Origin of the sequence: Salinicoccus cyprini (assembly GCF_007713705.1) — a bacterium.
Taxonomy (GTDB): domain Bacteria; phylum Bacillota; class Bacilli; order Staphylococcales; family Salinicoccaceae; genus Salinicoccus; species Salinicoccus cyprini.
Window position 1 is genome coordinate 338,076 of the sequence record NZ_VMSJ01000001.1, and the last position, 14,627, is coordinate 352,702.

15 protein-coding genes and 1 riboswitch are annotated in these 14,627 nt (G+C 49.9%); of the genes, 8 read left to right on the forward strand and 7 right to left on the reverse strand.

Annotated elements, in window-relative coordinates; translation table 11 throughout:
• Positions 1 to 43 precede the first annotated feature (43 nt).
• Positions 44 to 703 (forward strand): O-methyltransferase, encoded by a 660-nt coding sequence (locus tag FO441_RS01615; RefSeq protein ID WP_145284838.1) that lies wholly within the window; start codon positions 44 to 46, stop codon positions 701 to 703.
• Positions 704 to 746: 43 nt separating this feature from the next.
• Here FO441_RS01615 and FO441_RS01620 read toward each other — a convergent pair whose 3' ends face one another.
• Positions 747 to 1,337, reverse strand: a complete 591-nt coding sequence (locus FO441_RS01620; protein WP_145284841.1) for a YkoF family thiamine/hydroxymethylpyrimidine-binding protein — start codon at positions 1,335 to 1,337, stop codon at positions 747 to 749.
• 72 nt (positions 1,338 to 1,409) lie between these two features.
• Positions 1,410 to 1,509: riboswitch (TPP riboswitch) on the reverse strand.
• A gap of 186 nt (positions 1,510 to 1,695) precedes the next feature.
• Here FO441_RS01620 and FO441_RS01625 point away from each other — a divergent pair.
• From FO441_RS01625 to FO441_RS01650, 6 genes are all read left to right on the forward strand, one after another.
• A complete protein-coding gene (locus FO441_RS01625; protein WP_145284842.1) occupies positions 1,696 to 2,160 on the forward strand; it encodes a hypothetical protein in 465 nt (154 codons plus the stop codon).
• An 8-nt stretch (positions 2,161 to 2,168) separates the two neighbouring features.
• On the forward strand, positions 2,169 to 2,639 hold the full coding sequence (locus FO441_RS01630; protein ID WP_186365445.1) for a hypothetical protein: 471 nt from the start codon (positions 2,169 to 2,171) through the stop codon (positions 2,637 to 2,639).
• Positions 2,579 to 3,136 carry a pentapeptide repeat-containing protein gene (locus FO441_RS01635; protein ID WP_145284848.1) on the forward strand — a complete coding sequence of 186 codons (558 nt, stop codon included), beginning with the start codon at positions 2,579 to 2,581 and terminating at the stop codon, positions 3,134 to 3,136. The genes FO441_RS01630 and FO441_RS01635 overlap by 61 nt, the downstream gene beginning before the upstream one ends.
• Before the next feature lie 84 nt (positions 3,137 to 3,220).
• Positions 3,221 to 4,144 carry an AEC family transporter gene (locus tag FO441_RS01640; protein WP_145284851.1) on the forward strand — a complete coding sequence of 308 codons (924 nt, stop codon included), beginning with the start codon at positions 3,221 to 3,223 and terminating at the stop codon, positions 4,142 to 4,144.
• A gap of 102 nt (positions 4,145 to 4,246) precedes the next feature.
• The gene (locus FO441_RS01645; protein WP_145284853.1) at positions 4,247 to 4,984 is read left to right on the forward strand and encodes an SDR family NAD(P)-dependent oxidoreductase; all 738 of its coding nucleotides are present in this window, start codon (positions 4,247 to 4,249) and stop codon (positions 4,982 to 4,984) included.
• Positions 4,985 to 5,166: 182 nt separating this feature from the next.
• Positions 5,167 to 6,780, forward strand: a complete 1,614-nt coding sequence (locus FO441_RS01650) for a metal ABC transporter solute-binding protein, Zn/Mn family (protein WP_145284856.1) — start codon at positions 5,167 to 5,169, stop codon at positions 6,778 to 6,780.
• 64 nt (positions 6,781 to 6,844) lie between these two features.
• Here the strand turns inward: FO441_RS01650 and FO441_RS01655 are convergent, their stop codons facing one another.
• From FO441_RS01655 to FO441_RS01680, 6 genes are all read right to left on the reverse strand, one after another.
• Positions 6,845 to 7,411: an NADPH-dependent FMN reductase gene (locus tag FO441_RS01655; protein WP_145284859.1), complete on the reverse strand. Its 567-nt coding sequence runs from the start codon at positions 7,409 to 7,411 to the stop codon at positions 6,845 to 6,847.
• Entirely contained in the window at positions 7,408 to 8,475 is a 1,068-nt protein-coding gene (locus FO441_RS01660; RefSeq protein WP_145284861.1) for an LLM class flavin-dependent oxidoreductase, read from the reverse strand. The genes FO441_RS01655 and FO441_RS01660 overlap by 4 nt, the downstream gene beginning before the upstream one ends.
• 421 nt (positions 8,476 to 8,896) lie before the next feature.
• Entirely contained in the window at positions 8,897 to 10,138 is a 1,242-nt protein-coding gene (locus FO441_RS01665) for a M20 family metallo-hydrolase (RefSeq protein WP_145284864.1), read from the reverse strand.
• The gene (locus tag FO441_RS01670) at positions 10,131 to 10,859 is read right to left on the reverse strand and encodes a small-conductance mechanosensitive channel (protein ID WP_246094976.1); all 729 of its coding nucleotides are present in this window, start codon (positions 10,857 to 10,859) and stop codon (positions 10,131 to 10,133) included. The genes FO441_RS01665 and FO441_RS01670 overlap by 8 nt, the downstream gene beginning before the upstream one ends.
• Positions 10,860 to 10,883: 24 nt before the next feature.
• On the reverse strand, positions 10,884 to 11,594 hold the full coding sequence (locus tag FO441_RS01675; protein WP_145284867.1) for a DUF5058 family protein: 711 nt from the start codon (positions 11,592 to 11,594) through the stop codon (positions 10,884 to 10,886).
• Between the two features lie 30 nt (positions 11,595 to 11,624).
• Complete coding sequence (locus FO441_RS01680; protein ID WP_145284870.1) at positions 11,625 to 12,809, reverse strand: M20 metallopeptidase family protein; 1,185 nt, start codon at positions 12,807 to 12,809, stop codon at positions 11,625 to 11,627.
• Between the two features lie 175 nt (positions 12,810 to 12,984).
• Here FO441_RS01680 and FO441_RS01685 point away from each other — a divergent pair, with 175 nt between their 5' ends.
• Positions 12,985 to 14,433, forward strand: a complete 1,449-nt coding sequence (locus tag FO441_RS01685; protein ID WP_145284873.1) for a protein adenylyltransferase SelO — start codon at positions 12,985 to 12,987, stop codon at positions 14,431 to 14,433.
• The last annotated feature ends 194 nt before the right edge of the window (positions 14,434 to 14,627 follow it).

Below are 14,627 nucleotides of genomic sequence, written 5' to 3' on the forward strand. Positions count from 1 at the left end.
GGGCGGGTAAGTGTACAGAAATCGATTGATGGAGGTTTCTCAAATGGAAGAGACATGGCGGGCAGTGGATGTTTATTTCGAGGAAAAGCTGGCGACGACGGATGAAACGATGGAGCATATTCTGAAGAAGAATGAGGAAGCAGAGATGCCGTCGATCGAAGTATCGCGTGCGCATGGCAAGATGCTTCATCTCATGGCCAAGATGGCGAAGGCAACGACAATTCTTGAAATCGGTACGCACGGTGGATTCAGTACTGTATGGCTTGCACGCGCACTGCCCGAGGAAGGTCGCATGGCAACGCTTGAAGTGAATCCGGAGCATGCCGAAATGGCAAGGGAAAATATCGAATCCGCTGGTATTTCAGCGGAAGTCGAAGTCATTGAAGGCGAGGCGCTGTCGACGCTGCCCTCAATCCTTGAAAAAGGCTACCCACGCTTTGACTTCATTTTCATTGATGCGGACAAGGAGAACAATTCCGAATATCTCGACTGGGCGCTGAAGCTGTCAAAAAAAGGCGCAACCATCATCGTGGATAATGTGGTACGCCGCGGAAAAATCATCGAAGATACAGACGAAAAAGCAGTGCCGCAGATCCGCGACATGTTCGACCAGCTCTCGAAGGACGACCGTATCGAGACGACTGCCATCCAGACTGTCGGCCAGAAAGGCTACGATGGATTTCTGATGGGCGTCGTAAAATAAAGGAACCCTGGGTGACCATTCACCCAGGGTTTTCATCGTGCATCTATTTCTTGCTTGAGGGGCTGTTCGCCGAGATGGTGAATGTCGTCGTCGTATGACTGACCACTTCCTGCACCTTGGTGAAAGCCTCCTCGATCGCACCGAATATATCATTCACTTCCCCATCCAATCGAGTGGAATAGTGGCTCGGACTGACTTCTACGCCGCGCGCCTTCGACAGGTCGATCTGCTCATAGATGACATCCATGTAGCTGGTCGTGTTCATCGGGTAGAGCGCGAACTTGCAGCCGGCCTTCTGCTGGATATCTGCAACAGCCGGTTCATTCATGCGTTCTGCCGAAGCATCCATATACGTATCACCGGAGGAATCGCCCGGACATCCGATTGAGAATGTGCCACTCATCTCCACATGCTTTCCGGTCTTTGCCGCATGCAGATATACCGCCTTGACCACATCGAATACATGCTCGACACGTCCCCGCACACATGTTGTGACATCATCCGTATCCCGCCAGACTTTCGACATGTCCACCGCATCCAGCGAACCCAGGATGACATCCACAAAATCATCGCTCATTACACTCAAGTTGAACTGGCAGCCTGCTATTCTTTCCGTGCCGCATTCTGTTGCCATACATCATACCTCCAAAGTCTGATTGAAAATAAAAAACTGCACTCCCCGAGGGAATGCAGCAGAGGTATGGTGCTCATACCCGCCGCACTTTCCCACGCTGGTGTTATCCAGATCGGGTGTTGAGGGTCCGGAAATTCCGTCTCAGCCTTTGACAGCTCCCCTAGTGCACATCGGTATGCAGTTTTCATTTCACCTTCAATGATAGGGAAACCGGCGAAAAATGTAAAGCGCAACGCAATGATTTACTGAATGCGGTTCCACCGATATATTTTACAATTTTTACTTATTATGCATATAATGGGGCGTGTTCAAAAAAATAAAGATTCTGACTATATTTCGCAGGAGAGAGGTAGAAGCAGTGAATATTGAAATGATAGAGGATCTACGCATTAGAAAAGACCTTTTGACTTCTGAATGGATTATCATATCGCTCGGATTCAAGAACAGAAGGGCGCATGTTTTCAAGGTGAAGAACAATAATTTTTTCCAGAAGAAAATTAAGGATGAGATGAAGAAACTATCTGACCTTGGACATTCTACTGAGTGGCTTAAAGCCGACTTCATCATTTCGGAAGAAGAGGTGCCTTTCTCGCAAGTGCTTAGCAGTATTCAGCAGACACGCCGCAATTATATCGACTATGGCATTGCCTATGACAAGCACTATAGTCTGGCTTTCCTGCCCGAAGAAATCAACGCGAATGCTTTTGTCAGACCAGTCCCGGGAGATAAGAAAAGAACCTGTTTGTATGTGAGAGGAATATCAATACATATTTTAAGAAGTACAAGGCCTATAAAGGCATTTATTTTCACAAAAAATACATGAATAAATCCGTGATCCGTTTTCAGACCAGAGGCTATCTCGTTGAAGGGGACAAGATGTTCGAACTGAATGCCGGAGGCAGTATGCATGGCATCAGAAAGATCGGTGGCCATCAGAAAAAGTCCGAGTATCGCAGACTGATACAGACCGCAACTCAGTATTTGAAAGTTCAGATAGACACTGACGGCAGATATGAATACGGCAAATTTCCCCATTTCGATAAACGGATTGGGTTCTATAACGTGCTCAGACATACTTCCACAACATACTCCCTTCTTGAAGGGTTGGAGTATTTGAACGATAAAAAAGGGATAGAGTGGGCAAAACTCACAATCGACCATCTGCTTGAGAACTTCCTCTACACGGATCCGGAAGACCCGGAATCCGCTTATATTTATGATGACACCAAGATGAAGACCAGATGCTCGAAAATCGAGAGGTGGTTGATTCGGAATACATCAATGAAACAATGGACCGCTTGAAAATATATGGTTCTGTCGTCAAAGGATGCAATTTTTCAGGCAGTACATTCACAGATGCAGATTTGCTGGATGTTCATTTTATGGATTGTGATCTGTCGAACGTCAATTTTTCCAAAGCGTCCATCCATCGGGTGGAATTCACCAACTGCAAGCTCGTCGGCAGCGGTTTTGATAAATGCTCCATTAAAAACCTGTTGTTCAAAGATTCCATATTGAATCTGGCAGTACTATCAGAAGACAAGCTCGAGAATACGCTCTTTGAAAACTGCAGAATGGGGAGTATCGACTTCTACGACTGCAAAATGAAAAAGGTGGTATACGATGGTTGCGACCTGAATGAAGCGCGGTTTGTAGACACCCCGCTGAAAGGCATCGATATCAGTACTTCACACTTCAACACTTTTGATATCAAGCGGGAGGATCTCGAAGGGTGCATCGTTTCGAGCGCGCAGCTGCTGCAGTTTGCATCGATGCTTGGACTGGTTGTCAAAGACTGATTTTTTCCTATCAAAGCGGTCTGGATGAACAGAATTAATGGTAGAATGTAATATATGGTTAACGAATTGTGAAAGGAGGGAATCATGGCTTACATCTCTCTTATTTTCGTGGACGTCATTGTGCCGCTATTGATTCTGCTCGGCATCGGTGTGCTGCTTCAGAAGAAGTTCGAATTCCGGTTGAGGCCGATTGCGAACCTGCTGACATACTGTTTTCTGCCTTCTGCAGTGTTTCTGAATCTCTATCGGGCGGAAATTGACGCAGGCCTGCTTGGGCAGCTTGTGGTTTATCTGGCGCTGTTTGTGCTTGTGATTGCCCTGTTCGGTGAATGGCTGTCCCGGTTTCTCAGACTCGAAGGCGGGGAGCAGGCGGCGCTTAAGAACAGCATCTCGCTGATGAACTCGGGAAATTATGGGCTGCCGGTCAGTCAGCTGGTCTTCAGTGCCAATCCGGTCGGGGTATCGGTCCAGATCATCGTTCTTGTCGTCCAGAACCTGCTGACATTTACATATGGACTTTACAACTTGAGATCAAGCTCGAAATCACTGCTGGAAGTCCTGCGCGAACTGCTCAGGCTGCCTGTCATATATGCACTGGCCGCTGCATTCATTTTAAAAATGTTCCAAGCGGAGGTGCCGAGATTCGTCATGGTGCCGATCGAACAGCTGGCTGGCGGCTTTGCGGCACTGGCACTGCTTCTGCTCGGCATGCAGCTGGCACAGATCGAAATCCGTTCCTTCCACAGGGTCATCGCATGGAGTGCGCTCGGACGGCTGATTGTGGGCCCCGCAGTCGCGCTGCTGCTGATCATGCTGCTCGGCATCGACGGTATCATCGCGCAGTCGCTGTTTATTGCCAGTGCGTTTCCGACATCAAGGAACACTGCAACTCTGGCGCTTGAATATGACGTGGAACCGGAACTGCATGCGCAGGTGGTACTGTATTCCACAATACTCAGCAGCATTACAGTGACGTTCGTCATCTATCTTTCCATGCAGCTTTTCTAGGGGGTTCTGCCTCAATTTGGACATACTTGCATCGTTTCATCTTCCTGTTTCCGAGGTATATGTATTATGAAACATTCATGGTCATCAAAGGAGGAAATGGATTTGGATCTTAAAGACAAAGTTGCAATTGTTACAGGTGGCGGTTCAGGAATTGGTCTGGCAACAGCGCAGGCATTCCTTGAAAAAGGTGCGAAAGTTGTCATCGCGGACTATAACGAAGAATCGGGCAGCAAGGCAGCAGAGGATCTTTCCCAATACGGCGATGTAATATTTGAAAAAGTGGACGTATCCGACGAGGAGCAGGTCAAGAACGTCATCGCGACAGCAGTCGATAAGTTCGGCCGACTGGATGTCATGTTCAACAATGCCGGTATCGGTGTGCAGGGCGAGACGCACAAATTGTCCTATGAAGATTACCATAAGGTGATCAAAGTCAATCAGGACAGCGTATTCTTCGGTTCGAAGCATGCGATTCCTGAAATGCAGAAAGTCGGGGGCGGTGCCATCATCAATACGGCTTCCATTCTCGGCAGTGTCGGTGAGCCGACAGCATTTGCGTACAACGCGTCCAAAGGTGCAGTCAATCTGATGACGAAATCCGTAGCACTGCAGTATGCGAAAGATAATATCCGTGTCAGCGCAGTCGCACCAGGCTACGTTGAATCCGGCATGGTCAACAGGGATGCACTCGGCGACTATTATGACAAGCTGGTCGACAAGCACCCGATCGGCAGACTCGGCGAACCGCATGAGATTGCGCACGCGGTTATATTCCTGGCTGAAAATGAATTTACTACAGGTACAACACTTCTCGTTGACGGCGGCTATACTACCCAGTAATGAGATGGAATAAATTGAAAGATGCACTGGATCTGCTTTGATCCGGTGCTTTTTTTAGTATGTATATCTACTCTATTGATAATATTGATAAAAACTTTACGATACCTATTGCAAAACGGAACGATTACGACTATAATTTTAAAGCGTAACTATTACGAATTGAATCAAGGAGGATATTAAATATGAAAAAACTATATTTTGGCCTTTTCGGTTTCATGCTGCTTTTTCTGACTGCCTGTGGCGGCGGAGAAACAGGAACTGCAGATACTGAAACGGAAAGTGCTTCTGCCGAAGGCGAAGCGACCATCTATACAACTGTCTTTGCGCTGAAGAGTCTGACAGAACAGATTACAGGCGATTTTGCACAAGTTGAGTCCATCTACCCGAATGGTACGGATATACATACATTCGAACCAACACAGCAGGACATGATCAAGTTTGCAGAAAGCGACCTTTTCGTAACTACAAATAGTGAGCTGGACACAGTATCTCAAAGCATCCTCGATACAATCAGCGACCAGACTGAAAGCCTTGAAGCAATTCAAAATACGGATCAGCTGCTTGAATTCGCACACGATCATAGTCATGGAGAAGGTGAAGGCCATGACCACAGCCATGACCACGGCAGCATGGATCCGCACATCTGGCTCGATCCGGTCATTGCCAGTGAAATGGTCGATAATATTGAAGCGAAGCTGAGCGAAATGTACCCGGATAACGCGGAAAATTTCCAGAGCAATGCAGATGCACTGAAAGAAGACCTTGCAGATCTCGACAGTTCACTGCAGGATGCCACTGCAGATACACCGGTTGAAAATGTATATATTTCACACGAATCCATCGGTTATCTTTCCGACCGCTACGGTTTCCAGCAGGTCGGTGTTTCAGGCATCAATAATGAAGAGCCATCCCAGCAGGAACTGATTGATATTCTTGAAGGGGTAAAATCAGACGGTGCCAAGTATCTGCTGCTTGAACAGAATATTTCCTCCAACCTGACAGATACAATCCAGAATGAAGCAGACATCGAACCGCTGCAGTTCCATAACCTCGCTGTACTGATTGATGAAGATAATACCGATGCGACCTACCAGTCGCTGATGGAAGGCAACATCGAAGTATTGGATCAGGCACTGAATGACTATAATGAAACAGAAGCTGAAAAGATGGTTGAAAATGCAGAAGCACATGACCATTCGCATGACCATGGACACGATCATTCCCATGACGGCCATGGACACGCGCATATCGATGAAGATGTCTATAATGGATATTTCGAAGACGCGCAAGTTGAAGACCGTGAACTGTCCGACTGGTCCGGCGACTGGCAGTCCGTATACCCTTACCTTGAAGACGGCACTCTGGATGAAGTATTCGAGCACAAAGCTGAAGAAGGCGACATGACAGCTGAAGAGTACAAGGAATACTATACGACCGGCTACCAGACAGATGTCGAGCGCATCGAAATTACGGATTCTGAAATGACATTCCATCAGAACGGTGAATCCCACACTGGTACTTACGTCAGTGATGGCTATGAAATACTGGAGTACGAAGCAGGCAATAGAGGTGTAAGATATATCTTCAAACTGGAAAACCCTGAAGAAGCAGACGAAGCATTGCCTCGCGTCATCCAGTTCAGTGACCATGCAATTTCCCCTATGGACAGCTACCACTTCCATATCTACATGGGAGATGACAACGCAGCACTGCTTGAAGAAATGGATCATTGGCCGACATACTACCCATCCGATCTTTCCGGAGAAGAAATTGCAGAAGAAATGATGGCACACTAGAATAAAAAATAATACACCTTGAACGCTGGTTTTGAATCAGCCTTCAGGGTGTATTTTTATGGTGCTAGAAATCATACATCGACTCTTTTTCGCTGCGGATCCGCTGGTACGTGTCCGTCAGCATAACTGTGTCCTCGACCAGTGCATCAAGCCGGAACAGCACATCCTCATTGACGATCTCTTTATTCAGAAAATCTTTTTCTTCAATAAATACGTAGGTGCTCACAGTCTGTGCCTTCATATAGCTGAGGATGGGCTTGAGCTGGGTTTCAGGAATAAGGAAGTGCTTTGATGTGCCGGCGGTGACGAAAAAGCTGACAATCTTACCCGAGAGCGCATTGATCGGCAGGAGGTCAAAGACATTCTTCAATGTCGCCGGAATGGATGCCTGGAAGATGGGTGTGCCGATGATGATGGCATCCGCCTCCATGATTGTTTTGGCAATATAGCCAGTGTCCCCTTCGTAGTCAAGATAGTTTCGACCATCGCTGAATTCGAGCGTGTGATCTGCAAGGTCGATGAATTTCCAGTCGACATGTGAGTACTGACTGGTCAGTTTTTCCGATACATATTTCATGGTCGTACGTGTCTTTGATCCGATATTGGAGCCTGAGAGTCCTACAATTTTCATTTATCTGTCTCCTTCTTGGTATATTTTCTGATGGCGGGGAGCACTTCGTTGCCGATCCATTCTATATTACGCATCAGCTGGTCGAATGGCACACCGCCGAAGTCCATCTGTGCAATATAGCGTTGGTGATCAAACTGCTCATGCTGGTAGAGGATCTTTTCGATGACTTCCTGTGGACTGCCGACATTCAGCACATTGCGCCTGTCGGCGCCCATCGCGAAGCCACGCTTCGGGAAGCCGGCCCCGTTTGTCAGCTTCATGCCTTCATTGATATGCGGATAGACTTCGCGCTGCGCCTGCTGGGTCGTTTCCGCAATGTGGAAGAAGCCGGCCGTGGCCACGGGCAGCTCGGCGGGATCGTGCCCGTAGTTTCTCGCCGCTTCGCGGTACATGTCGATCGTCTCCTTGAAATTCTGCGTCGGACCGGCCAGCATCGCAATCTGCATCGGTACACCTGCAGCCCCGGCCTTGATGGCGCTTGCTGAATGACCACCGACAGCACGCCAGATCGGCAGGCTGCCGTTGAGCGGGCGGGGGAGGACCTTGGCATTTTTAAGTGGTGGGCGGAATTCCCCTTCCCAGTTGATGATTTCATTTTCATTTATTTTAAGCAGCAGGTCGAATTTCTCTTCATAGAGTGCCTCATAATCATTGAGGCTGTATCCGAGCAGATCGAACAGACCGACTCTCGACGCCCGGCCGGCGATGATTTCCGCGCGTCCATTCGATATCAGGTCGATTGTGGCAAAATCTTCATAGACACGCACAGGGTCGAGCGTACTGATGATCGTCGAGGAGCTGGATATTTTTATTTTCTCAGTCGCCTGGGCGATGGCCGCAAGTACTACCGAGTGCGCCTGGGTGGTGAAATATTCCTGGTGGCTTTCTCCGACACTGAAGAAGTCGATGCCAGCTGATTCCGCCAGTTTTGCCAGTTCGATGATTTCATTCAGGCGCTGCTGGGCGGATATCCGTTGCCCGGTATTCGGGTCTGCGAGATGATCGCCGAGCGTATACAGACCGAACTCAAGGCCTTTGTCTTTCTGGATGCGATATTGTTCCATGGAAGCCGTCCTTTCCTGTAGTAAGTATGGTGTTGCTTCCATTATGTATTGTAATTGATGAAATGAGAAATAATCCGTTTGGTATTGAATGTGTACGGCTTAAAATACTGCCCAGGACTGATTTTGGGAGGGGTGTAGTCAGGGTTATGCGCGTTTAACGTGCACTGAGTGATTTGGTGAGTGCAAATTGGAGGTCCAATTGACACTCGCGGCCTGGACGAATGGCAATTAGGCGTCCAATTGACACTCGTGGCCTGGACGAACGACAATTAGAGGTCCAACTGACACTCGTGGCCTGGACGAATGACAATTAAGCGGCCAACTGACACTCGTGGCCTGGACGAATGACAATAAAAGCTCCAACTCACCCTCGTATGAATAACGAACGCAAGTTGGAGCGATGAATCCAATCATATATATTTTATTTTCCTACCAGTTTCAGCATGGTACGGTAGAGCAGCTCGGTGCCTGCCGCGATATCTTCATCCGATGCGTACTCGGCTGGATTATGGCTGATGCCGTCTTTGCAGCGGACGAAGATCATGCCCATATCACAAATATCAGCCATGTTGCTGGCGTCATGGAAGGCGCCGCTCATCAGCACGGGCGGCTCGAGTCCAAGTGATCTACTTTCTTCCTTCATGATACTGATGATATTTTCACTCGCATCCTTCGGGGTGGTGCCGCCATCATCGTAGATCGTGTATTCGAGACTGTATTCGAACGCCGTCTTGTCGATGATATTTTCCAAAGCGGCTTCGTAAGTATCGCGGCGGTTGAGATCGCTATCTCTCAAATCAATGGTGAATGTGACACGCTCAGGGATGATGGATCGGCCGCCAGGAAAGACATCGAGGCTGCCGACCGTACCGACGGATGGTGCACCGGCTTCCGACTGGACGAGGCCATTGAAAGCGGCAATGATATATGACGCACCGACGAGCGGGTCCTGTCGTTTTTCCATGGGGACGGTACCGGCATGGCCGGATATGCCGGTGAGTTCGACTGTCATCCACCGTGGGCCGGCGATGCCACTGACGATGCCGACCGGCTGGTCCAGGGCTTCGAGATTCGGTCCCTGCTCGATATGCATTTCCAAATAGGCAGAGATGGCTGAAGGGTCGTACACCGATGCTTCCAACTGGTCGGGATCGGCGCCGAATTCAATCAGTGCTTCCCGCCTTGTGATGCCGTCTTTATCCGTACGCTCCAGTTCACCGGGATCAAGCTGTCCGGTAATGCCGCGTGAACCGAATAGGCCGACTCCGAAACGGTGGCCTTCTTCATCACAGAATGACATGACTTCGATGGGGACATCGGGTTCGATGCCATTATCGATCATCGTCTGTACAGCTTCGAGTCCACCCAGTACACCGATGGTGCCGTCGAAGCGGCCGCCATAGGGCTGGGAATCGATATGCGAACCGAGCATGACCGCAGGCGCGTCCTTTTTCTTTCCTTCGATGCGGCCGATGAGGTTGCCGAAGTTGTCATAGCGTGTAGCGAGCCCGGCATCATCCATCCAGCTTCGGACGAGATCCATGCCTTCCTTATAAGTCGCGGACAGGGCGAGGCGGTTGACGCCGGTCTCTTCTATTTTTCCTATCCTACTCAGAGCATGCAGGCGTTCAGATAGTCGTGATGCATTGATTGCTCTATCCATTCAGATTACCCTTCTGCTTCTCCATGAACAGCACAACTGCGATGGTCAGCGCAACGCAGATTGGTATTTTGATCAGGCTGAAGATCGGTGCAAACAGTACAGCCATGCCGATGATCAGTGCGATGATGCCATACTTCGGTGTACGGTAGGCGAACTGGCCGAGTACTGCGCCGAAAATGGAAGGCAGGATGAAGCCGAACATGCTCTCAACGAATGGCGGCAGTACGGAAATGATATAGGTGCCGCCGAGAATCATGATGACAAGGATGATGATATTTGTCAGCGAAGCGACAGCAATGCCGAAGACGCCGGCTACTTCCGCCTTTTCTGAACCGGGTTCTGCACCGACTGCCTTCTGTGCTGCTGAGGAGCAGGGCAGGCACATATTTGCGATGTTGCCTGTCAGAAATGCAAGATACGTTCCGGCAACGCCGAGTGTCGGGTAGTAGGTGATCGGTTCGAGTATCCACATGATGCCGATGAATGATGCGTAACCGACAAGCCCTGTTCCAATGACACCCCAGCCTGGGTGGGCGTCCATGACGAAAGAAATATACAGTGGGGGTACGAGTGACATGAGGATGATGACGAAGAGCGTCAGCCTGCCCCAGAAGTGGGAACGTCTATAAAAAAGTTCCATTGACGATGATCCGGCAATTCCGGGCGTTTCGGGCATCGGGTTATTAAGCACAACTTGCGTCTGTTCTGCTGCATTACTCATAAGAAAAACCCCTTTTCATTTATTTTATAGAATGAATGTCGTCAGATAGCCGGTCGTCATGCCGATGAGCAGTGCGAAACCTAGGGCCCATTCCTTCAGCCAGCTGATATTTCTGTGATCGGCGTATTTCATCATGAGGATCATGGCGGCGACTGAAATGATACCGGCGACGGCATGATTCATACTGGTGATCATCTGCTGGCTTGCGAGATAGGCGAAGGCGCCGAGCATGGCAGCGAGAGAGACACCGGCCATGATCTTAGGGTTATGCTTCTGGATCTTCTGTTGTGTCCTGCCCAATGATTTGGTGAACAGCATCGTAACGATCAGCCAGCCTGTACCGCCGAGAAACATGGTCCACATGACAGCGGCCAATGCTTCAATCGGGAAGTTGTCTGCACCGAGTTCCGCACCGAAGGCGGAGGCACCGATGGATGCTGCGCTGGATTCCGTGGCAGCCGATCCGATGATGCCGATTCGCATGAGGGTGATCGGAGAACCGATCAGGGCAATCAGGGATATGAGTATGATTGCGATGCCGAATGACGGACCGATCGAGCTGATGAACCCTGAACGGATGGCTGTTCTGACTTCGCTCGGGTTCATATCCGCCTGTCCAGCAGAACGGCTTGCGATCCATAGGAATATGATGGCCTGGAAAGCGACGATGGCGACGACGATGAATGCGAAAATCCAGAATACGGTACTGTTTGCAATCTGTAGAATATCTCCCATGATTGAATCCTCCTATAATGTGCTTGCCGGTCAGGAAGCACTATCATTCATATAGTCGAGCACTGTGGCAATGAAAAGTTTACCAATATCGAGCATGGCTGCTTCCTGAACGTCGAACTTCGGGTGGTGGTGCGGGTAGATATCGCTTTCGTCCGGCATGGCACCGCCTACCCATGCAAATGAACCTGGGGCTTCCTTCAAGTAGTAGGCGAAGTCTTCCATGCCCATCATCGGTGTCATTTCATTTACATTGTCTGCACCGAAGAGTGTCTCGGCCACCCGGCGGTAGCGGGCGGTTTCAGCAGGGTCATTGACAACGGCCGGATAGCCTCTGACGTAGTCCACGATGGCTGTGGCACCGAAGCCTTCGCACGTCGACTTGGCGATGGATTCAATCCTTGCCTGGACATGATCCCGGACTTCCGGCTCGAACGTACGCACGGTGCCTTTCAATGTTGCGGAATCGGGAATGACGTTGAAGCTGTCTCCACTATTGAAGGAGGCGACAGTGACGACTGCAGACTTCAGCGGATCGGTCTGCCGGCTGACAATCTGCTGCAGCGACCCCATCAGCTGGCCGCCGATGGCGAGCGGATCGATGGTCAGGTGTGGTGAGGCGGCATGCCCGCCACGCCCCTGGATGGTGATTTCGAACGTATCTCCATTGGCCATGACCGGACCTTCCCGGTAGCCGACAGTGCCGAGCGGCTCATTCGAACTGACATGAGCGCCGAATACTGCATCGACACCATCCATGCAGCCATCCTCGATCATGAATTTGGCACCACCTGGAATGACCTCTTCGGCAAACTGGTGGATGAATACAACGGTGCCGGGAAGCTCTTCTTTATTTTCGCTCAGTACTCTAGCGACGTGCAGCAGACCGGATGTATGGATATCGTGGCCGCAGGCATGCATGACACCATCGATCCGTGATCTATACGGCACGTCCTTCTCGTCCTGTATCGGCAGGGCATCGAAGTCGGCACGCAATGCCACCGTTTTTCCGGGCTTGCCGCCTTTCAGGGTGCCGACAACACCTCTCGAACCGACCTCGGTTCTGACGTCGAGTCCAAGGTCTGTGAGAAAGTCGGCGACTTTCTTCGGTGTATCGACTTCGTGGTGGGACAGTTCAGGGTACATATGTAGATCTCTGCGGAACTGGACCATATCTGAATAGAGTGCTTCAAGACGTTGAAAAAGTTGTGCTTGCAAAACATCATCCTCATTTCTGAAATAAGATAGTATTCAGAATAATCAATAACTATGAGGGTGTCAAATCCATGTAAGGTGTTAATATATACCAGTTGATCTTCATCGGATTGGGAATTGCATCTTGATTTTGGTAAAATAGAGGTACAAAACATGTATTTCAAAGGGAAGGGATCATATGAAAGAAAGCGGATGGCAATTGGAACACAGCTATGCCGATCTTCCGGATGTGTTCTATAAAGAGACAAAGCCGGAGACTGCAGAGTTTCCGGAAATTGTGCTGTTCAACTGGAATCTGGCAAAATCGCTTGGGCTGGACCCGAGAAATCTGCAGCTGGAATCGAGTGAGGTGTTTTCAGGCAATAGAATTCCGGATGGCGGACTGCCGATTGCACAAGCCTATGCCGGCCACCAGTTCGGCAACTTCACCATGCTTGGTGATGGACGTGCAATCCTGCTCGGAGAGCAGGTGGCACCGGATGGCAGACGCGTGGACATCCAGCTGAAAGGGGCAGGGCGGACAGTGTTTTCTCGTATGGGCGATGGCCGCTCACCGCTTGGTCCGATGCTGCGTGAATACATCATCAGTGAGGCGATGCATGCGCTCAATATTCCATCGACCCGTGCACTGGCACTGGTGACGACCGGTGAAGCGGTCAGCCGTGAACGCATGCTGCCGGGTGCAGTGCTCACCCGGGTGGCAGCGAGCCATCTGAGAGTCGGGACTTTTGAATATGCAGCACGTCTGGAAGACAAGTCACATATCAGAACTTTGGCCGACTATGCCATTGAGCGCCACTATCCGGAAATCGAAGGGGAAAATAAATACCTGCAATTTTTCAATGCGGTCATCGATCGCCAGGCCGCACTCATCAGCAGATGGCAGCTCGTCGGATTCATTCATGGAGTGATGAACACCGACAATATGACGATCAGCGGAGAGACGATCGACTATGGACCATGTGCTTTCATGGACGCGTATGATCCGGAAACCGCGTTCAGCTCGATTGATGTGAATAAACGGTACAGATATCGCAATCAGCCGGGCATCGCACAGTGGAATCTTGCGCGCCTTGCCGAGACACTGCTGCCGCTGATCCACGATGACAAGGAGGAAGCGGTGGGAATTGCACAGGCTTCTCTCGGGGACTTTGGCAAGCAGTATAATATGTACTGGCAGTCAGGCATGAGAGAAAAGATCGGACTGGTGGACGCAGAAGAAGCTGATGACAGTCTGGCGGACGAACTGCTTGATCTGATGCATCAGTATAAGGCCGACTTTACGAAGACATTCAGAATGCTGTCGCTCGACGCATTGGAGGATATGCCCCTTTACGCAGTTGAAGCATTCAAAGACTGGTACGAGAGATGGCAGAAACGTCTGGAGTCTCAGAGCATCTCAGTTGAAGCGGCATACGAACGGATGCGCAGTGTTAATCCTGCTGTCATCCCACGGAATCATCTTGTGGAAGAAGCACTGGATTCGGCAGTCGAGAAAGGCGACTTCAGCAAGGCGTCCAAACTGATCGAAGTACTGAGCAATCCGTATGATGATGGCCACGACAAAATGTTCAAGGAGCCGCCGGAGGATGAAGAAAGAGTGCATATGACATTCTGCGGTACATGAAGTATATAATATGAAGGAAAGCGTATTCATCAGGTTGATGAATACGCTTTTTGTGTGGCCGTTCATTTTATAGGTCGGGGTATGGCTCGGGACGCCGTTCGTCTGGCTCACGAGTGACAGTTGGCCGCCTAATTGCCGTTCGTCTGGCTCACGAGTGACAGTTGGATGCCTAATTGCCGCTCGTCGGGTTCACG